The 19,800-nt window shown below is 36.1% G+C and carries 24 protein-coding genes; 11 read left to right on the forward strand and 13 right to left on the reverse strand.

What is annotated here, in order from left to right; translation table 11 throughout:
* Window positions 1-14: 14 nt before the first annotated feature.
* The 7 genes from JFU23_RS11615 to JFU23_RS11645 all read right to left on the reverse strand — a co-directional run bounded on the left by JFU23_RS11615 (window position 15) and on the right by JFU23_RS11645 (window position 5,882).
* Window positions 15-1,238: a cation:proton antiporter gene (locus JFU23_RS11615; protein ID WP_002034427.1), complete on the reverse strand. Its 1,224-nt coding sequence runs from the start codon at window positions 1,236-1,238 to the stop codon at window positions 15-17.
* A 3-nt stretch (window positions 1,239-1,241) separates the two neighbouring features.
* Window positions 1,242-1,739 (reverse strand): cation:proton antiporter regulatory subunit, encoded by a 498-nt coding sequence (locus JFU23_RS11620; RefSeq protein WP_001026048.1) that lies wholly within the window; start codon window positions 1,737-1,739, stop codon window positions 1,242-1,244.
* Window positions 1,740-1,773: 34 nt separating this feature from the next.
* On the reverse strand, window positions 1,774-2,340 hold the full coding sequence (locus tag JFU23_RS11625; protein ID WP_201031932.1) for a tyrosine-type recombinase/integrase: 567 nt from the start codon (window positions 2,338-2,340) through the stop codon (window positions 1,774-1,776).
* A 345-nt stretch (window positions 2,341-2,685) separates the two neighbouring features.
* Entirely contained in the window at window positions 2,686-4,545 is a 1,860-nt protein-coding gene (locus tag JFU23_RS11630; protein WP_201031933.1) for an FtsX-like permease family protein, read from the reverse strand.
* Between the two features lie 17 nt (window positions 4,546-4,562).
* A complete protein-coding gene (locus JFU23_RS11635) occupies window positions 4,563-5,324 on the reverse strand; it encodes an ABC transporter ATP-binding protein (protein ID WP_002129519.1) in 762 nt (253 codons plus the stop codon).
* A gap of 129 nt (window positions 5,325-5,453) precedes the next feature.
* Window positions 5,454-5,603, reverse strand: a complete 150-nt coding sequence (locus JFU23_RS11640; RefSeq protein WP_001129345.1) for a hypothetical protein — start codon at window positions 5,601-5,603, stop codon at window positions 5,454-5,456.
* A 15-nt stretch (window positions 5,604-5,618) separates the two neighbouring features.
* Entirely contained in the window at window positions 5,619-5,882 is a 264-nt protein-coding gene (locus JFU23_RS11645; protein ID WP_002089099.1) for a YtzC family protein, read from the reverse strand.
* A gap of 111 nt (window positions 5,883-5,993) precedes the next feature.
* Here JFU23_RS11645 and mnmL point away from each other — a divergent pair, with 111 nt between their 5' ends.
* The 6 genes from mnmL to JFU23_RS11675 all read left to right on the forward strand — a co-directional run bounded on the left by mnmL (window position 5,994) and on the right by JFU23_RS11675 (window position 11,396).
* Window positions 5,994-6,953 carry a tRNA modification radical SAM protein MnmL/YtqA gene (gene mnmL / locus JFU23_RS11650; protein ID WP_002129523.1) on the forward strand — a complete coding sequence of 320 codons (960 nt, stop codon included), beginning with the start codon at window positions 5,994-5,996 and terminating at the stop codon, window positions 6,951-6,953.
* Entirely contained in the window at window positions 6,950-7,522 is a 573-nt protein-coding gene (gene mnmM, locus JFU23_RS11655; RefSeq protein WP_002129524.1) for a tRNA 5-(aminomethyl)-2-thiouridylate-methyltransferase MnmM, read from the forward strand. The genes mnmL and mnmM overlap by 4 nt, the downstream gene beginning before the upstream one ends.
* A 185-nt stretch (window positions 7,523-7,707) precedes the next feature.
* Window positions 7,708-8,541: an ABC transporter ATP-binding protein gene (locus tag JFU23_RS11660; protein WP_002034419.1), complete on the forward strand. Its 834-nt coding sequence runs from the start codon at window positions 7,708-7,710 to the stop codon at window positions 8,539-8,541.
* Window positions 8,542-8,559: 18 nt separating this feature from the next.
* On the forward strand, window positions 8,560-9,240 hold the full coding sequence (locus JFU23_RS11665; RefSeq protein ID WP_201031934.1) for an ABC transporter permease: 681 nt from the start codon (window positions 8,560-8,562) through the stop codon (window positions 9,238-9,240).
* A 24-nt stretch (window positions 9,241-9,264) separates the two neighbouring features.
* Window positions 9,265-9,939: an aspartate/glutamate racemase family protein gene (locus JFU23_RS11670; RefSeq protein WP_201031935.1), complete on the forward strand. Its 675-nt coding sequence runs from the start codon at window positions 9,265-9,267 to the stop codon at window positions 9,937-9,939.
* Between the two features lie 155 nt (window positions 9,940-10,094).
* A complete protein-coding gene (locus tag JFU23_RS11675) occupies window positions 10,095-11,396 on the forward strand; it encodes a PepSY-associated TM helix domain-containing protein (protein ID WP_201031936.1) in 1,302 nt (433 codons plus the stop codon).
* Between the two features lie 34 nt (window positions 11,397-11,430).
* Here JFU23_RS11675 and JFU23_RS11680 read toward each other — a convergent pair whose 3' ends face one another.
* Window positions 11,431-12,495: a tetraprenyl-beta-curcumene synthase family protein gene (locus JFU23_RS11680; protein WP_201031937.1), complete on the reverse strand. Its 1,065-nt coding sequence runs from the start codon at window positions 12,493-12,495 to the stop codon at window positions 11,431-11,433.
* A gap of 37 nt (window positions 12,496-12,532) precedes the next feature.
* Window positions 12,533-13,336, reverse strand: a complete 804-nt coding sequence (locus JFU23_RS11685; protein WP_002129529.1) for an alpha/beta hydrolase — start codon at window positions 13,334-13,336, stop codon at window positions 12,533-12,535.
* Window positions 13,337-13,410: 74 nt separating this feature from the next.
* Here JFU23_RS11685 and JFU23_RS11690 point away from each other — a divergent pair, with 74 nt between their 5' ends.
* The 3 genes from JFU23_RS11690 to JFU23_RS11700 all read left to right on the forward strand — a co-directional run bounded on the left by JFU23_RS11690 (window position 13,411) and on the right by JFU23_RS11700 (window position 15,754).
* Window positions 13,411-13,923 carry a gamma carbonic anhydrase gene (locus tag JFU23_RS11690; RefSeq protein ID WP_002015678.1) on the forward strand — a complete coding sequence of 171 codons (513 nt, stop codon included), beginning with the start codon at window positions 13,411-13,413 and terminating at the stop codon, window positions 13,921-13,923.
* 145 nt (window positions 13,924-14,068) lie between these two features.
* Window positions 14,069-14,599, forward strand: coding sequence for a phosphatase PAP2 family protein (locus tag JFU23_RS11695; RefSeq protein WP_061688339.1), 531 nt, complete (start codon window positions 14,069-14,071; stop codon window positions 14,597-14,599).
* 12 nt (window positions 14,600-14,611) lie between these two features.
* On the forward strand, window positions 14,612-15,754 hold the full coding sequence (locus JFU23_RS11700; RefSeq protein WP_201031938.1) for a glycosyltransferase family 4 protein: 1,143 nt from the start codon (window positions 14,612-14,614) through the stop codon (window positions 15,752-15,754).
* Window positions 15,755-16,035: 281 nt separating this feature from the next.
* On the opposite strand, the gene JFU23_RS11705 is transcribed toward JFU23_RS11700, so the two are convergent.
* The 3 genes from JFU23_RS11705 to JFU23_RS11715 form a co-directional block, all read right to left on the reverse strand.
* Window positions 16,036-16,638 (reverse strand): molybdenum cofactor guanylyltransferase, encoded by a 603-nt coding sequence (locus tag JFU23_RS11705; RefSeq protein ID WP_137058693.1) that lies wholly within the window; start codon window positions 16,636-16,638, stop codon window positions 16,036-16,038.
* Window positions 16,635-17,144 (reverse strand): MogA/MoaB family molybdenum cofactor biosynthesis protein, encoded by a 510-nt coding sequence (locus tag JFU23_RS11710; RefSeq protein WP_085312575.1) that lies wholly within the window; start codon window positions 17,142-17,144, stop codon window positions 16,635-16,637. The genes JFU23_RS11705 and JFU23_RS11710 overlap by 4 nt, the downstream gene beginning before the upstream one ends.
* A gap of 435 nt (window positions 17,145-17,579) precedes the next feature.
* Complete coding sequence (locus JFU23_RS11715; RefSeq protein ID WP_016102921.1) at window positions 17,580-17,723, reverse strand: hypothetical protein; 144 nt, start codon at window positions 17,721-17,723, stop codon at window positions 17,580-17,582.
* 237 nt (window positions 17,724-17,960) lie between these two features.
* On the opposite strand from JFU23_RS11715, the gene JFU23_RS11720 reads away from it, so the two are divergent.
* Window positions 17,961-18,140, forward strand: a complete 180-nt coding sequence (locus JFU23_RS11720; RefSeq protein WP_201031939.1) for a hypothetical protein — start codon at window positions 17,961-17,963, stop codon at window positions 18,138-18,140.
* A gap of 6 nt (window positions 18,141-18,146) precedes the next feature.
* The gene (locus tag JFU23_RS11725) at window positions 18,147-18,329 is read left to right on the forward strand and encodes a hypothetical protein (protein WP_201031940.1); all 183 of its coding nucleotides are present in this window, start codon (window positions 18,147-18,149) and stop codon (window positions 18,327-18,329) included.
* Window positions 18,330-18,520: 191 nt separating this feature from the next.
* Here JFU23_RS11725 and metK read toward each other — a convergent pair whose 3' ends face one another.
* Window positions 18,521-19,720: a methionine adenosyltransferase gene (gene metK, locus JFU23_RS11730; protein WP_002015707.1), complete on the reverse strand. Its 1,200-nt coding sequence runs from the start codon at window positions 19,718-19,720 to the stop codon at window positions 18,521-18,523.
* Window positions 19,721-19,800: the final 80 nt, after the last annotated feature.

Here is a 19,800-nt window from a genome sequence, read left to right on the forward strand (position 1 = left end):
TCCCTCGCGAAAGGTTATCCAACTTCCTTTTTACGTTTTGCACTTTCTTTCGCACTCCATTTAAATATTTTGTCTAGTAGAGAGTATATTCTCCCAGACTCCTTCGTTAATAATGGCCCTAACGACGCCAATATTAAAACATATAAAGCTGAGAATGGTTTAATCGTTGCCATTAAGCCACCCGCTATTCCGAGATTCGCGACAATAATGGAGAATTCCCCACGTGATATAAGTGTTAAACCGATATTCGTAGAAGCCTTATGCGATAACCCGGCTTTACGACCTGCAATCATTCCAGCTGTAAAATTACCGATGAGAGTAATGAAAACTGCTCCTAATGCCAACCATACTGCTCCTCCAAGTGAAAACGGATCTATACTTAAACCGAAGCTGAAGAAAAATATAGCTCCAAAGAAATCACGAAACGGGACGACGAGATGCTCGATCCGGTCACTATGCTCTGTTTCTGAAAAGACGAGTCCTAACAATAAAGCCCCAATCGCTTCCGCAACATGAATTGTTTCTGAAAATCCTGCTACAAAGAATAAAATAGCGAATATTACGATAATAAAAATTTCGTTTGACGAAATATCTAATACTTTATTTAGGAACGGCGTAGCTTTTCTAGCGATTACAAAGAATAGGAGCATATACCCTACTGCGATTAACACCGATGTAAGAGCACCTACAAATGATGTTGCACCTCCGAGTACTAATCCTGAAACAACTGATAAATATACAGCTAAAAAGATATCATCAAACATAATGATTCCTAAAATTAGCTCTGTCTCTTTATTACCAGATCTTCTTAAATCAACGATTACTTTCGCTACAATTGCACTCGATGAGATTGTAATAATTCCAGCAATAATTAATGTTTCTAGTAAGGGGAAGCCCATTATATATCCATAAAGTAAACCTAATATGAAATTAAGCGATATATGAACACTACCCCCAAAAGCAATCGACTTTCCTGATTTAATTAATTTTTTTATTGAGAATTCTAAACCTAAATAGAATAAGAGGAATATGACGCCAACACGGCCGAGGAAGGAAATAACTTCTCCGCTTTCAATAAACCTTAAATCGATAAGTCCTAAATCTGGGGCATGAGGCCCCACTAACATACCGAGTATAATGAGAAACGGAATAATCGAGAACTTTAACTTCGCAGCGAGGATAGCTGCAAAAGCTACTAATACTAACGCAGTTCCAACTTCAAAGATTAAAGTATCCATCGATTAGGAATCACCTCCTGCTGAAAGCAATTCATTAATAATTCTTTTCACTTCATGTCTTTCACCCGACAATACGAGCATATCGCCAGCTTCAATAATAGAGTCTGGACCTGGATTAAAGAATTTCTTCATATTCTTTTTCAAAATAGCAATAATCGTTACGTTATACGTTTTTCTGACATGTAAGCTACCAATTGTTTGTTGTACTACTGGTGCATTATTCTCCACCTTAAACCATTCAATTGATAATCCTTCAAAAGCCATCTCAATTGTGTCTAGCGCTTGCGGCCTATATACCATTCCGCCTAATATAGCCGCAATTTGTCTCGCTTCAGAATCACGAAGAGAAATGCTTGAAATACTCTCATCGTGATCCGCATCAAAATGATACATTTCTCTTCGGCCATCATCATGAATAACGATAACCATTTTTTCATTACCTTTTGTGATTACTTCAAACTTACAACCAATGCCCGGTAGTTCACTCTCTCTAATATTCATATTTTCCGCCTCCTAAAGTTTTTAGTTACGGCTTTTACAAATCTACATCAATCTCTGTTTTAAACTTCTCATCTTTTGAGATTCCTAAATACTTGAGCGTCTCTGATGGAGTTGCGTGATGAAAATGCTTTTGCAATAGCGCAATCGCTATTCCTCTTTTGTACGCATGAAATCCAAATGTTTTTCGCATTGAATTCGTTCCAATCTTTCCAACAATCCCAACCGCTTCAGCTGCGCTATGGATAACACGATATGCTTGTTGGCGTGAGATTGAATTTGTCGTTTTATTAGATTGAAATACGTAGTTTTCTCTTTGAGCATCAATAGATTTTACATACTCTAAAATGGCTTCTTTTACTTTTGTATTTAAATAAATATCTTGTTTAAATTTTTCATCTTTCACAGGAAGAGAATAAAACTCTTTAACAGTCTTATCTTCATTTAATACCTCTTCAAATTTCATACTAAGTAGCTCAGTAATCTTTAATCCAGTGTTAATTCCAATAACAAATAAAAGATAATCTCGCTGCGAGTGCTCTTTTAAATACTTTTTCATAGCCTCAATTTGGTTTATATCTTTTAATGCCTCTACAACTTCCATACATGTATCTCCTCATCTTATGAACGGTAATTTTCTCATTATCCTGTCCATTTTACCTTATCATGCTATGAGATTTCCATGTATTATCCATTATTTTCACAATATACTCTTACGACAATTTTTCATTTGGAAATTTATGATTGTACAAATACGGTGTGGGTAGAAAAAATAGGGGGAGTACAAGTTCAGCTTCTTTCTATAGATCGGATTCCTCCTTTCATTTTTCGGTTGCTGATACTTTCATATTATGTTACTTATTTACATTATATTATATATTTCAGTAACATTAAAGTGTTTTTTCTGAAAATATAAAAAGCCGAGCACTTTCACTCGGCTTTTTACCTATTAATCTTCTTTTGGAAGAACAATTCCTTTATACAATTGAACTGTAATGAAGTAATAAATCGCATAAATAACTAAGAAAATTACGATTGGTACCCAAATACGGAAGTAAGGATCCATTAAAATAAATCCGAAAATATTCATACCAACTAATACGTGAGCGATCCCCACAATTGCTGGGAATAAGAATACTAAGAATAATTCTTTATAAATCGATTTCGTTAATAACTCACGGCGCACACCGATTTTACGAAGCATTTGATAACGCGTAATATCTTTTGATGCACCAGAAAGAATTTTAAACATTAAACAACTTGCCATCATTGCTAAGAACGCAATTCCAAGGAAGAATCCCATAAATACTGTTCCACTCGCAATGCCGTAGAATCCATTGTAAGATTGATATTTACTATCTAATCTTTCAGCTTTTACATTTTTATATTTAACTAGCTGCAACTCGTCAAGTTTTTTCCATTCTTTTGTGTATGCTACAAAATCGTCTGTTTTTCCAGTAACTACGATTCCTTCTTTACCATTTACAGTATCGTACATTTTCTGATCTACAATTTTAATTGCATGATCTTCATATAGATAAAATGGCTGAATTGTTCTGAAAGCCTCGTTCCATTCTTCTGGAAGTTCTTTAGCACTCGCATCTTTTTCATTCATTTCTCTAGAAACTGCACCTACTGGTAGTTCCTCTGAAACTTTCTTTGTTTTTCCTAAATCCTTCATACTTTCCATCTGTTTTGTATCTTGTACGAAAGGAGGGTTTTTCTCTAAATCTTCTTTTACATAATAAACGTATTTATTATCAACTTTGTAACGATATTCATTTTTCTCTTTAAATGTAATACCATCTAAAATTTTCTTTTCTTCAGCTGTTGGGTTATGAATAACTGAATCATATATTACTAAACCATCAACCATTTTTATAACGTTATTTTTAAATGCCATACCACCTGAAATTGCACCCGCTCCAAGAGCAACTAACATCGCTACCGTTGCAAGTACTTTCGTTAAGCTATTAATACGGAAATTTAATTGTGCAAACGTAAAAGCATTAAGTCCTTTTTCACTACGCTTTTTATTACTCTTTAACTTTCTAATGATAACTGGGAGAAGTGATCCAAATAGCATGTAAGTACCAGTTGTTGTTGTAATTAATGCAATAAGGATTCCCATTTCTCTTAGTTTTTCCATGTAAATCATTGATGCATAGCCAATTCCTAATAAAATAACAGCAAGGATTGCAACGACACCTGTCATTTTTCCTTTTACCGCAACACGTTCTGTTTGTGCATCTGCATGTACAAGTTGCAGTACTGAAATACGTGATAACTTAATACTGTTCATAATTGCTGATAATACAAATAATGCAAAGAAGAAAATGCAAGTAACAGTCATAGATGGTAGATAAAATGCCTTATAGCCTTCACCAGCAAATTCTAATTGTTTCATTAATAACTGTCCGATACCTTCTGCAAGTCCTACACCAACTGTAAGTCCAATCGCAAGAGACGCAGCACCTAATACAATCGTTTCAATAAACATAAGTAATGTAACTTTATGCTTTTTTGCACCTAACATCATGTACATACCGAATTCTTTTTGACGAAGAGATAATAAGAAAGAGTTCGCATATAAAATATAGAAGAACGTTATAATTGCTAATAAAAATGAACCTGCTTGGAATACGAAACCAATAGACTTAATAACAGAATTGGATTCGATAAACGCTTTATTCAGCGCTAACGTTTGGAACATATAAAAAATTGAAATCGACATGACAAGACCAACAAGTAAGACAATATAATCTTTCAGCTTACTCTTTAGCCCTGACATGGAAAGTTTAAATAACATGCCCTAGACCTCCCTTCCTACGCTTTTTGTGTGCCTAAGTCCGCAAGCACATCTAAAATTTCTTTATAAAATTCTTCACGCGTACCACCGCGGTGAATTTCTTTATATAGCTCACCATCTTGAATGAATAAAATACGCTGACAGTAACTTGCACTATATGGATCATGCGTAACCATCATAATAGATACGCCTTGTTCTTCATTTAAGTTTGTCATCGCATCAAGTAAACTTGCTGCATTTTTCGAATCAAGAGCTCCTGTTGGCTCGTCTCCTAAAATAATTGCCGGTTCATGCACTAGTGCACGTGCTGCTGCTGAACGTTGTTTCTGTCCACCGGATACTTCAGTTGGATACTTTTGAAGAATTTCTGTAATCCCTAACATATCCGCTACTTTCTCTACTTTCGGTCCAATATTACGTGATGAAACACCTTGAAGTGAAAGTGGAAGTGCAATGTTCTCATAAATAGATAAGTTCTCTAATAAGTTGAAGTCTTGGAAAATGAATCCTAACTTTTGCGAACGGAAATCAGAAAGCTCACCTTGCTTCATTTTCGTAATGTCCGTACCCGCAATTTCAACAACGCCACCCGTTGCTTTATCAAGCGTTGAAATTACATTTAATAATGTCGTTTTACCAGAACCAGATGGTCCCATAATACCAACAAATTCACCCTCTTGAATTGAGAATGATACACCTTTTAACGCGTGTGATTGGTTCTCACCTTTTTTACCGTACACTTTTTGAACGTTTTTCACGTCTACAACTGGTTTCGTCATATATATCCTCCTACACTTGTTTTTCCATTACCTATTTTGCGCCTTTTGGAGGTGAACTGCTATTTATTAACATTACAATTACCTTACACTTTTGTAATAAAATAAAACCAGGTCGTATTTCGACCTGGTTTACTCTGATTGCTTCGATCTTTGAGGTTGTCCTTTTTTACTGTTACGCTGTTTCACTTGAACAACTGGATCAAGTTCATTTGAAAATTCAGCGTTATGTCCATTTTGCGTTTTTTGCTCTGGATTATTTTGATCTGAACGTTTTGCCATTACATTCACTCCTTATTAGTGCGGTGTAATAATCATTTGATGTTGCAATTGGCGAATTGCCATACGTGCTCTATTTAATTGCTCACGTTGCTCATCATTCGCATGTTGCTGCATAGTTTGTAAGTCGTTATATGCTTGTTCTAATTGTAACTGAGCATCCGAATACTCCATCGTATTGTAATGCTCTTGTCTCATGCCTTGGTCTAATTGTTCTTTCGCATATTCCACCGCTTGTTCTGCCTGTGTAATATACTCTTCAAGTGATTGACGCTCTGCCATAATTGTCCCTCCTTGCTTCAATTCCCCTTTAGTGTGTCCCTTCCATATGAACCTTATGAGTATGTTATAATGGATTTTGTTTCATTTTGACTCGTCTTAGGAGGGAAAATAATGAAGGTTCAAAACCCTTTTCCATATACAAATGACAATAAACGTTATCATACATGGAATTACCACTTACGAAATGAATTTGGTGAAAAAATCTTTAAAGTTTCATTAGATGCTGGCTTCGATTGCCCGAACCGTGACGGTACAGTTGCTTACGGTGGTTGCACGTTTTGTAGTGCTGCTGGATCTGGTGACTTCGCTGGCGATCGCCGCGATGATGTTATAACGCAATATCATGAAATGAAAGAAAAAATGCACTCAAAGTGGAAAGACGGAAAATGTATCGCTTATTTTCAGGCTTACACAAATACACATGCACCACTTGAAGTGTTAAAAGAAAAATTCGAACCGCTTCTAGCAGAAAAAGATGTTGTCGGTCTTTCTATCGCAACTCGTCCAGATTGCTTACCAGACGATGTTGTTGCATATTTAGCGGACTTAAATAAACGCACGTACCTTTGGGTTGAACTCGGACTACAAACCGTCCATGAACGTACTGCAAATCTTATTAATCGTGCTCACGATTATCCTTCTTACGTTGAGGGCGTAAATAAATTACGTAAGCATGGCATTAGAGTTTGCTCGCATATTATTAACGGTCTTCCCCTTGAAGATTATGACATGATGATGGAAACAACTCGTGAAGTAGCAAAGCTTGACGTACAAGGAATTAAAATCCACTTACTTCATTTATTAAAAGGAACGCCAATGGTGAAGCAATATGAAAAAGGACAATTAGAATTCCTTTCTCTTGAAGATTACGTAAGTCTCGTTGTTGACCAACTTGAAATTATTCCAGAAGATGTAATTGTGCACCGCATCACAGGTGACGGTCCGCCTGATTTAATGATTGGCCCAATGTGGAGCTTAAATAAATGGGAAGTATTAAATTCCATCGATGCAGAATTTGTACGCCGCGGAAGCTGGCAAGGAAAATATGCAAATGAGGAGAAACAAAAATGAAATTAGAACGTGTATTACCGTTTGCTCGCTCGCTGCTGCAAACGGCTGTTAAAGAAGGCGATTACGCTGTAGATGCAACTTTAGGAAATGGACATGACACTTGCTTCCTAGCTGAAATCGTTGGAGATAACGGAAAAGTATTTGGATTTGATATTCAAAAAGAAGCAATTGAAAGCTCTACTATCCGCCTAAAAGAAAAAGAGCTTTTTGAACGTACTGTTTTAGTTCACGATAGTCACGATACGCTTCTATCCGTACTACCAGAAGATGCAAAAGGAAAAGTAACAGGCGCTATCTTCAACTTAGGTTACCTTCCAGGCGGTGACAAGCATATCGTCACAAAACCGAACTCAACAATCTCGGCGATCGAGCAATTATTAGAAGTAATGGCACCTGAAGGTATCATCGTCCTTGTCATTTACCACGGACATCCAGAAGGACAAGTAGAACGCGACGCTGTACTTAAATTTGCAGAAGAACTAGATCAAAAAGAAGCTCACGTTTTGCGATACGGCTTCATTAACCAGCAAAATAACCCGCCATTTATTGTGGCGATTGAGAAGCGATAAAGTGAAACTTTAATCAGTGAGGTTTACTGTCCGGCAAATAGCAGGATAATTATATCAACGATTTTTCAGATATATCGATCATTCGACAAAACATAACAAAAAAAGACGTGCATTCATTGCACGTCTTTTTCTTATTCTCCTATATAATGGATGTATACAATATTTGAAGAAAGAAGGATAGAACTTTGCTAGTAGAACTAAGAGGAATTCAAAAGAAGTATGGCAAATCACTTATACTAGACAACATCGATTTATCCATTCCAGAAGGAGAAGCACTCGCTATTATTGGTGGGAACGGGACTGGAAAAAGTACTTTACTCAAAATAATTGCAGGCTTTATTCCACCTACGGCAGGGACACTTCAAAGAAAAGAACATATACAAATCAGTTATGTCCCTGAACATTTTCCTGAAGGAATTCGTTTTACATTAGAGGATTATTTATATCATCTCGGCCACATTCACGGTTTATCAACAAAATATTTAAGAAACAAAATTCCGATGCTCCTTGAATCTTTTCATCTACATCATGCAAAGCATTACGTTGTACGAAACTTTTCAAAAGGTATGAAACAAAAAACAGGCATTATGCAAGCATTACTTACGGACGTCCATTTATTAATTCTAGATGAACCTCTTTCTGGACTCGACCCTAACTCTCAGCAAGAATTAGAGCATATTTTACTCTCATTAAAACAACAAGGCATATCTATACTCTTCACATGTCACGAAAAACAACTACTAGAAAACTTCGCCGATAGAATTGTGACATTAGCAAATCATACAATTGCGGAAGATACCTCTGTGCAAAAATCAACAGAACAGGTCTATATTGAGGCAATTGTTCACGAAACATTTTCAGCTATAGAACTACAAAAGCAATCAGGATTTATACAAGTTACACACAATTCAAATCAAAACCTCATTCAATTACAAATCGAAAAGGAATATGCAAACGAAATGCTTCAGTTTTTATTACATAAAAAAGCATCTATCACACTGCTACAGCCTAATTTTTAAATCGAAAGAAGGTTTATTATGTTTGCGCTTATTCGTTACCATTTTCTCGACTACACGAAATCGTATAAGTACATTCCTCCTATTGCGATGTACTGCATAAGCTTACTTTTTGTATATACATATAAACCAACTCCCATTGTACCAACATACTTAGAAACAGCACTCGCACTTTATTTATTATCTGCCTGGATTACAGTCACAATTTTTCATACTGAAGATCCTGTACAAGAACAAATCACTATTTCACATACAAATAATATTTCGGCATTATACGTTGGTAAATATATTACGGCTTTTTTTATTTGTACTGTTTTATCTTTTATATCCGTAATCTATCCAATTATTTTGCAAATGTTTAATGAAAAAATGACAGCTTCTTTATTTCTAGTCGGATTTCTCGCTCACATGTCTTTATCTATACTAGGAATTTCAATCGCAACATTATTTACTAGAAATATTATTCAAAAAGCAAGCACCGCTTGGCTTAGTCTTACATTTATATTACTTATGACGATTGCCTCAATCCGGTTAAAAAAAGAGTTACTATGGTTTTTACCACCTGTCGAAAGCTTTATAATGCTTGGACAATACAAATATAATATACTTACTCATACTCTATGGCTTACAGCTTGGGCTATTGTATATTCATTTTTATTACTTACTTTATTTCTTTTTCTCGTTCGCAGAAAACGTTTTTGATTACATATTAAAGGGGACTAAACAATGATTGGAATACTAGCAGGAATGGGTCCAAAATCAACCGGACCATTCGTCGATACAGTTGTAGCAGAGTGCCAAACAATATACGGAGCAAAGCATGATATTGACTTTCCTCATATGATGATTTATTCGTGCCCAACACCGTTTTATATGGATCGCCCTATTGATCATGCGGCGATGAAAAAAGCGATTATTGAAGGAGCGCAAAAACTTGAAAGTACTGGTGTAGATTTCATCGCAATGCCATGTAATACAGCGCATCTTTATTTCGAGGAATTAAAGCGTTCTATTACCATTCCTATTTTGAATATAGTCGATGAGACGTTAAAAGCAATTCCTGAAAATACAAAAAGAGTCGCTCTTCTTGCAACAGAAGCGACTATTCAAGCTGGTATTTACCAAGATGGGATTGCAAAACGTAATATAGAGTATATTCATCATGAAAAATGGCAGACAATGATTAATCAAATTATTACTTGTATTAAAAGCGGAGAAGTTGAAGAAGCTCGCAAATTATGGAGTGTGCTCGTTTTACAGTTAAAAGACGAAGTAGATACCGCTATTATCGCATGTTCCGATTTGAATGTGGTGGTGAGTGAGGACTTTGTTGATTCCGCTCAATGTCTTGCGAAAGCAGTTGTTAGGATCTATGCATCCAATATAAAAAAGTCTTCATAAACATAGAACACATCCTTTTTAAAATGTGTTTTATGTTTGATAAAAACAACCAAAACTTTTAACTTTTTTCACAATTCTTTCAAAGTAATCACACTTAATCTCGCTATATTAAATAAGTAGTTTATTCATATAGGGAAGGTTAGGGGAACTGTCGTATGAAACAAAATCGTTCGCTTCATTATATTTTTTGGCGTTGGCATTTTTATGCCGGGCTTTTTATTACGCCGCTTCTTATTACTTTGTCACTGAGCGGAATTGGGTATTTATTTCGGGAAGAAGTTGAAGATTTCATCTATAAAGATTTATATTTCGGGAAGAGCGCCCAAACAGAATCTATTTCGATGTCTGATTCGCTTTTCTTAACAGAGAAAAAATATCCGCATTATAGCGTGACGAAAATTAGTGAGTTTAATGGGGATTATAATACTAGGCTTACGATTGCTAATGAATATACTGGGCAACAAAAATATGTGTATTTAGATAGCAATAATCAAATTGTTGGAGATCAAAATGCAAGTGAAACTTTTGCCAATATAATGCGGGAATTACATAGTTCTCTTTTAGTTGGTGGCACTGTCGTCAACTATACTGTAGAGCTTGCGGCATGCTGGACAATCTTTTTAATTGTGACTGGATTGTATATGAGTATACGCCAATTCAAAAACACACCCGCATCCACTAAGCGAGAAAAAGCAAAACGACGTCATTCTATTATCGGTATTATATTTACAATTCCACTCGTTTTGTTAGTCGCATCTGGATTACCATGGTCAGGATTTATGGGGAACCAAATTTATAAAATCGCATCGTCGAATGAATCGATTGGATATCCGACATTGTATATGGCACCGCCTGAATCGAAGGTAAAAGAATTACCGTGGGCAACTAGAAAAGAAGCTCCTCCTGAATCGAATTCAAATGAGCCAAAAGCAATTTCTGTCGATGAATTACAAAAAGGAATTGAAATAAAGAAGCCATATGTTATCTCACTACCGGCTGATCCGAAAGGTGTATTCACCGTTTCGAAATCAAGCGGTTCCGGTATTACAGGTATGCATGTCGCACCAAATGAAGAAATAACAGCTTACTTTGATCAATATAGCGGAGAACTCATTTCGAAAACGGACTATCGTGATTATGGATTATTTGCACAATGGTTCACTTACGGTATCCCGCTTCACGAAGGACATTTATTCGGATGGCCAAATAAAATATTATGCTTACTAACGACATTATCTTTATTACTTCTTATTTATTACGGAATAAAAATGTGGTTAGCAAGAAAGCCGAAAGGAAAATTAGCAGCACCGCCAAAACAAAGAGATAAAAAAAGCATAATCGTTTTCTTTATCATGATGGTTATACTAGGCGCTGTCATGCCTTTATTCGGACTATCTGTTTTAGTTATTCTCGCGATTGAACTTCTCATATATGTATTTTCAAAAATACGATCATAATAAGAAAACCACTCAACATGAGTGGTTTTCTTCATCACTGCGCCATTTTCTTTCGGTACATCTTCCCGTTCCAATAGAAGAATCGTGAAGTAAGCCCTCCGTATTTTACAATGCGCCGTGCCATTTTGTGCATATTCTTTTGCGCTGATACTTTTTGATCTGATAAATAAATACCAAGTAATCCTCGGCTTATGAGACGATGAAACTTCGCATGAGGCAAATCATCAATGCTCTTCTCTGCTTCTTCTACAAAATGTTTCATACGATCTAATATAGCTTGCTCGTTTTCATAATAACTACAGAAATTCAAATCTCCGCCGATACGGTCTTCTTCTTGATCGATGAAATAATCAAGTAAAATGTGAAGTCCTTGTACGTATGGAAAATACCCTTGTCTAATTTTCACAATATCTTCTTCATGTAACTCATCATGAAATGCATATGCTACAAGACAGAAAATTCCAAGCGTAGAACCTGCACATGCTGAAAACTCAAACCAACTCATCGGTGGTAAATTTTCTTTATGCGCTTCAAACCATGTTTTTAAGCGTGGTTCTCTTTCTTCTAACTTCACGTGTTTATGAATTTGCAAATCACAATAATAACAAGCAAGTTCATGAAGAATTGGAGCAATTTTATCATAATGCTTCGTTTTCTTTAAAACATCCTGACATGTTTCAACAAGCTCATCTAAATAACCACCATCATCTTGATCATCACGATAACGATAATAGTTACCGCCCCCTTCAACTTCAGGGCTTAATGCCATTACCATCGACTCATGAAGAGCCGCAAAGTCTTTCGGGTCAAGTGATGTACTACGATCACATAAATTATCTAAATAGTCGCTAATCGTTTGATAAGCTACGATAAAACGAATACATTCCTCACGATGTTCATTTGCTAGTAGCGCTAAAATGCCACCGCCCTCGCAATGAAACGTTTTATTCTCAATACTTGCGATTGCCTGACTATGAAGCTCGTCATTCGGAATATGGTAGGCACGCTCTTTCCACATCGCTAGCTCATGGTGTACTACCGGAAACACATCACGGTATACTTTCGCCATGAGCGTTATGGGATTACTCGGTACGTTCACTTCTTCCTTCATCTCCTCTATTCAATGTACAAATAATTTACTTATTTGTTTCTATTATGTTATTGATGCGTATTTCAGTAAATGACTGAATATAATTCAAAATTTCATCACGCTCATACTCATTTAATAACTCATGATAACAATTCGGCCATTCTTTAAAAGCCTTATCACTTATTTTAACATTATCAAACCAAGTACGGACACGTGTTTTATCTACAAGTTTATCCTCACAAGCCTGCATTAGCAAGAGTGGAACGTCTGGAAAATCGCCTATTTTTTTATGCGCAATTTCGATAGACTTAATCAATTCACTATACCAACGTACTGATACTTTGCGCAAGAACAATGAATCATTCTCCATCGCATCTCTCACTTCATGATTACGAGTTGACATTTCCACTGTAAGATTCGTTGCAAATTGCAATTTTGGAGCAACAACATTTAATATTTTTGAGGCAGCTCGAAGCGGAGCAGAAGGTCCAGTTAATACACCTAAACATGGTGAACTTAAAATAATACCATCTACATCTTCTCTCTTCGTTTCTTGCATCATACGAATGACAATAAGACCACCCATACTATGACCAAATATAAAAATAGGTAATCGATACTTCCTTGCCTCTTTCACCCATAATTTAACTTCCTCTATGTATTCATCAAATGAATCAATATGTCCTCTATTTCTCGAAGTCGTTCCATGTGATGGAAGGTCTCCCATCACAACGTGGTAGCCGATATGATTCCACATTTCCGCTATAGCTTCGTAACGTCCGTGATATTCCATTGCGCCGTGCACGATAACGACTACAGCTTTCGCTTCCTCTGCTTCATAATTCCACATACGGACCTCCTCCATTTCACTCTTTCTCATAATTTGATACACTAAAACTAGTCTCTAGGAAAGGAAGGCTTTACATGATATATCCTTACAAAGAAAAAAATCCGAAAATTGCGAGTAGTGCTTTTATCGCTGACTATGTTACCATTACAGGCGATGTGACAATTGGCGAAGAATCTAGCATTTGGTTTAATACAGTCATCCGCGGTGATGTATCACCAACGATAATTGGAAATAGAGTAAATGTACAAGATCAATGTACACTTCACCAAAGCCCCCAGTATCCTCTTATTTTAGAAGATGACGTTACCGTTGGGCATCAAGTTATTTTACATAGCTGCAAAATTGAAAAAGATGCTTTAATCGGAATGGGATCTATCATATTAGATGGCGCTGAAATTGGTGAAGGAGCTTTCATCGGTGCTGGTAGTCTCGTTTCACAAGGAAAGAAAATCCCTCCTAATACGTTAGCTTTCGGGCGCCCTGCGAAGGTCATTCGCGAATTAACAGAAGAAGACCGTAAAGATATGGAACGTATCCGCACACAATACGTTGAAAAAGGACAATATTATAAATCGTTACAAAAGTGATTTTATCGCTGCCATAAGACTGGCAGCTTTTTTTATGAAAAAATCTAACTTTTTCTTTACAAAACCTTATTATCCCCTCAATAAAATCTTATTAAAATAGAAGTTAATAACTCCATATATATGTAAATGAGGGAGGAAAAATCTCATGAAGGTCAGTGGACTATATAAAATAGAATGTTACATCTTCAAAGGAATTAATCGCTACTTTGATCAAAAAACATTAAACATCTTTTTCAGCAATATTACCCATATCGGTGGTGCAAGTTTTTCCATTGCACTTACCCTATTCTTTTTAATTTTCGCAACAGGGAATTTGCATCAAGCTGCAATTGCAACTGCTATTTCTTTAACAATTAGCCATATTCCTGTGCAAATATTAAAAAGATGGTATCCACGAAAACGTCCTTATTTAACAATTCAAGATGCGAAATATCCAGTACAGCCTTTAAAAGATCATTCTTTTCCATCCGGACATACAACGGCTGTTTTCTCTGTCCTCATTCCATTTATTTGCTATAATCCAAACTTGCTTGCTTTTCTATTACCGTTAGCATTATGCGTCGGTATTTCCCGTATTTATTTAGGGCTTCATTATCCGTCAGATGTATTTGTAGGCATGTGCCTTGGCACTTGCTCTGGCATCGTCTCTTTTTATCAACTCATTCCACTCATGTAAAGGAGCGATATGATGAGAGTCGCCATATTTACCGATACATTTACACCACAAGTCAACGGTGTGGCGAAAACTTTGGAACGTTTAACTAAATATTTTCAAAAAGAAAATATCGCCTATTCTGTTTTCGCCCCTCAGCATACGGCAGAAGATAATTTCGTAGCGAATGTGAACAAAATGAGAAGTATCCCGTTAACAATATTATATCCAGAATGTCGCTTTGCCTTTCCTACTCCGCGCATTAAGCGGGAACTTCTTGCCTTTAAACCTGATATCATTCACATCGCTACGCCTTTCAATATGGGACTTTGTGGGTTATATTATGCCAAAAAGTTAAATATCCCAGTTGTCGGTTCTTATCATACTGATTTTGACGCCTATTTACGCTATTACAAAATCGAATTTCTCTCCAATATGCTATGGAACTATTTAGGCTGGTTTCATAGTCATATGCAAAAAAACTTTGTTCCTTCTCCTGAAACATTACATCAATTAAAGAAAAAAGGATTTCAACAGCTCTATATTTGGGGACGTGGTGTAGATTGTACTCTCTTTCATCCAACTTACAATAAAGACCTATTCCGAAAAAAATATAATATTACAGCGAAATATATTCTTTCCTACGTCGGGCGCCTTGCTCCTGAAAAAGATATCGATACTCTTCAAACACTTATTCAAACGACAAACAAAGAACGTGACGATATTCATTGGCTCATCGCTGGAGATGGACCTCTTGCCAAGGGCCTGCATGAAAATGTTCCAAAAACAAATGTAACCTTTACTGGATATTTACAAGGTAAAGATTTAGCTGAAGTCTATGCTTCCTCCGATCTAATGGTATTTCCATCTACTACTGAAACATTTGGGAACGTCGTGCTGGAGTCACTCGCATGTGGTACACCTGTTATTGGTGCGAATAGTGGCGGGGTTAAAAATATTATTACAGATGGAAAAACGGGAATTCTTTGTCCACCAAAAGATATAGATTCCTTTCTATCCTCCATCAATTCTTTATTGCAAAATGAAGAGCAGCTTATGCAAATGGGCATAGCAGCTTCGTCTTATGCTAAATCAAAAAGCTGGGATGAGATCTTTCGTGGCTTACTTGACCAATATGAAGAAGTCCTTCAGCACACTGCATCAGAATTACTCGCTTAAACAGAAAAACTCCCTTCCAAAAAACGAAGGGAGTTTATTACACAGTTATAAATTTTAGTTTAATAAATGATACATAAGGTGAAATATCATTTTATTCCTATATTCATTATAACAAAAAGATACATAACTAAACAGACTTGTAATAAAAACCCATAAAAATTAATATATGGTTATACAGTATTTTTTACTGTATGGTGATTTTAAGAATCCCCTTAAAATCAACTTACTCACATACCTTTATACAGCAATTGTTCCCCAATTTCTGTATATCAAAAAACCTTTCATTCATTTGAAAGGTCTTTTTGAGCCTGCACATATTCTTCTTTCGTATTCACATTTATAAACCAATCTACATTCGCTTGTACATCTTCACCAGCAATATATTTCACATTACATTGTGATAAAAGCTGGCCCATACTTCTTTTTTCTTCTTGAAGCAAAGCATAAATCTTTTCTTTCACGCGGTTATTATACGCTGCAAGTAACGGTTGTTTTCTTCCATTAATAATAGGGACAACAGCATCATATTCATCGCTCGTTTGCTCTAATAAAATGGTAATCCATTCATTTGAAACGTTCGGTGCATCACAAGGCATGATAATATACCAATCTGAATCTATGTATTCCATTCCTGACACTATTCCAGCAAGTGGCCCATTTCCTTTATAGTGCGACATATCTTCTATAACTGGAACTTGTACTAATTGCTCTACTCTCTCTTTTATATCAGTATGACTAATAACAACAACATCTTGCAAAATACTTTCCATTACTTGCACAATATGCTCAATAAAAGTACTCTCTTTCCAGCCTACTAACGCTTTCGGCTCACCGAATCGGCTCGACATACCTCCTGCTAATACAATTCCAGCACACTTACTCATTGGCGATGCAGCTCAAATGTAATATGACCTAATTCCGGTAAAATTAATTTATTCATTGCAAGGCGAACTGCTCCGCTAGATCCTGGCATCGAAAAGACAACTTTCCTTCCAATAGTACCGCCAATTGCTCGACTTAACATCGCAGCGCTTCCGATATCTTCTAAATAACTAATCATACGGAACAACTCACCAAATCCAACAATTTCTTTATCTAATAACACTGAAACTGCCTCAATCGTTACATCACGTTTCGTAATACCAGTTCCGCCATTCGTTAACACGACATCAACATCTTCCCTATGATAACCAGCTAACACAGCCTGCTGGATACTTTCTTTATCATCTTTCACAATTTCATAAGAGGTCACTTTATGTCCTGCTTCTTTTAATAATTCATGTAATAGTTGTCCGCTCTTATCTGTCTCTTCCGTACGTGTATCGGAAATCGTCACGATTTTGCAGCGCACTTCTTTTGGAGCTTGTTTTTTATGTTCAGTTACGCTCATGTCTCATCTTTCCCTCCTAAAAATTTCCCTTCACTTTATTATACGTATCTTTATACTGTTACAAGTAAAAAAATAAAAATTGTGACCCTATCTTAATAATGACTTCCTTAAGATCCTAAGAATAAAATCCAAATAATTAAAACTGTTACAATTAAGTAAAATAATTACTTTTATTGACAGAAATAGCCATTCCCCTTAAATTCATTAACCATATATCTATTTAAACTACACACTTAGAGAATCATTTTTTATCTTACATAAAAATAGTTTGGATAACAAATATCAGTAGCATTTTATTAATCAACAATAAAAAGATGGTCGAGTCAATACCCTAACCATCTCTAAGTGTCTTTCTCAAATTTTACCATTAACCTTCTCTAATAATTTCTAATTTTCCATCTGAAAATATCTCCTAAGCGAGAATTCAACTTCGGTTCACGAACCACCTAACGCATTAAGTAGAGCCCCTAAAATTTCCACCATATTAGTCAATAGTTTATTTAGATTAATAAAAACTATAGTTATAATCCCTAATAATACAAGCGCTATTACTCTTGTTACAATATTAAATATATTCATTTCAAAATACCCCCTTCAAAAATTGACTTTACACACTTTAAATTAACATACCGTTTTTTAGACTTCACATTCCTAATTATTACTAAAAACACGTCCATATTCCTGGTATAAACTAAAATGAGTAAAAATATATAGTCGGAAATATTTTGAATGTTATAATTAATCGCAACATATTTTCTCATCATAGAAAATCTTGTTTTCAAACATATTAATTCTTAATAAGGAGCTTAAATTACTATGGAACTTTATAAAAAATTAACAACAACATTCATTCTCTTATTTGTTGCTTCCATCACTGTCGGCTTTTCCTTAAAAAGCGCGATTCCATATGCTACATTAGTGAGTATTATATTCGCAACGCTATTTTTACTGAGCAGTGCTTTTTGCGCAGGAAAAGCACACCAACTGAAAGGGTGACCGTCTATGTTCCGTAAGAAACCACACCTTTGTAAATCATGTGAAAAGGAAATACAAACGTATGAAAAAGCGTGGATTCATATGCCATTTCCGGCAAGTGGGATGACAAATATGAAGAAGTATATTGAGCTAGACGGGGAAGTTTATTGTAGTTCTTGCATTCAAGTAGTAAATAAAGTGAAACTTTAATCAGTGGGGATTTTGTTCTTCCCCACTGATTATTAGTTGAACCAATCGGGCTTTTACAGGCAGTTAGCCTCCTACCTAACTTTTTTGCTTTACAGCCGAATTTTAAAATGGGAGGCTTACTGCCCGTTAATGCGGGATAAAACCAAATAAAAAAAGCTTTGCGCACACAGCGCAAAGCTTTTTTTCATATATTATAGACCAGCTTGCTCTTTTAAAGTAGCTGCTTTGTCTGTACGTTCCCATGTAAGATCTACATCAGTACGTCCGAAGTGGCCGTAAGCTGCTGTTTGTTTGTAAATTGGGCGACGTAAGTCTAGCATTTTAATAATACCAGCTGGGCGAAGATCGAAGTTGTTACGAACTAGTTCTACTAATACGTCTTCAGATACTTTACCAGTGCCTAATGTATCAACTGAAATTGATACTGGTTGTGCTACGCCAATTGCGTATGCAAGTTGTACTTCTGCTTTGTCAGCAAGACCAGCTGCTACGATGTTTTTCGCAACATAACGAGCTGCATATGCTGCAGAACGGTCAACTTTCGTTGCATCTTTACCAGAGAATGCACCACCGCCATGGCGAGCGTATCCACCGTAAGTATCAACGATGATTTTACGTCCTGTTAAACCAGCATCCCCTTGTGGTCCACCAATTACGAAGCGGCCAGTTGGGTTGATGAAGAATTTCGTTTCTCCATCCATTAATTCTGCTGGAACTACAGCTTTAATTACATGCTCTTTTAAATCGCGATCGATTTCTTCCCACGTAACATCTGGATGATGTTGTGTAGAAATTACAATTGTATCCACACGTACAGGTTTACCATTTTCATCATACTCAACTGTAACTTGCGTTTTTCCATCCGGACGTAAGTATGATAATGTGTCATCTTTACGTACTTCAGTTAAACGACGAGCTAATTTGTGAGCAAGCGAGATTGGAAGTGGCATTAATTCTTGTGTTTCATTACATGCGAAGCCAAACATTAAACCTTGGTCTCCCGCACCAATTGCCTCAATCTCAGCGTCAGTCATTTGACCTTCGCGTGCTTCTAGTGCTTGGTCAACACCCATAGCGATGTCAGCAGATTGCTCATCGATAGATGTTAAAACTGCACAAGTTTCTGCATCGAATCCGTATTTTGCGCGTGTGTAACCAATGCCTTGAATTGTTTCACGAACGATTTTTGGAATATCTACGTAAGTAGAAGTCGTAATTTCCCCCGCTACCAATACTAAACCAGTTGTTACAGTTGTTTCACAAGCTACACGTGCATTTGCGTCCTTTGCTAAGATCGCATCTAAAATTGAATCAGAAATTTGGTCACAAATTTTATCTGGATGTCCTTCAGTTACAGACTCAGATGTGAACAGATGACGTTTTTTTGTCATGTGGTAAACCTCCCTACAGTAATTGTATATATTGTACGGAACTCATCCTTAATTTGCCACAAACTGCGACATACATTTAT

The sequence above is a fragment of the Bacillus sp. TH50 genome (assembly GCF_016650565.1).
Taxonomy (GTDB): Bacteria; Bacillota; Bacilli; order Bacillales; family Bacillaceae_G; genus Bacillus_A; species Bacillus_A mycoides.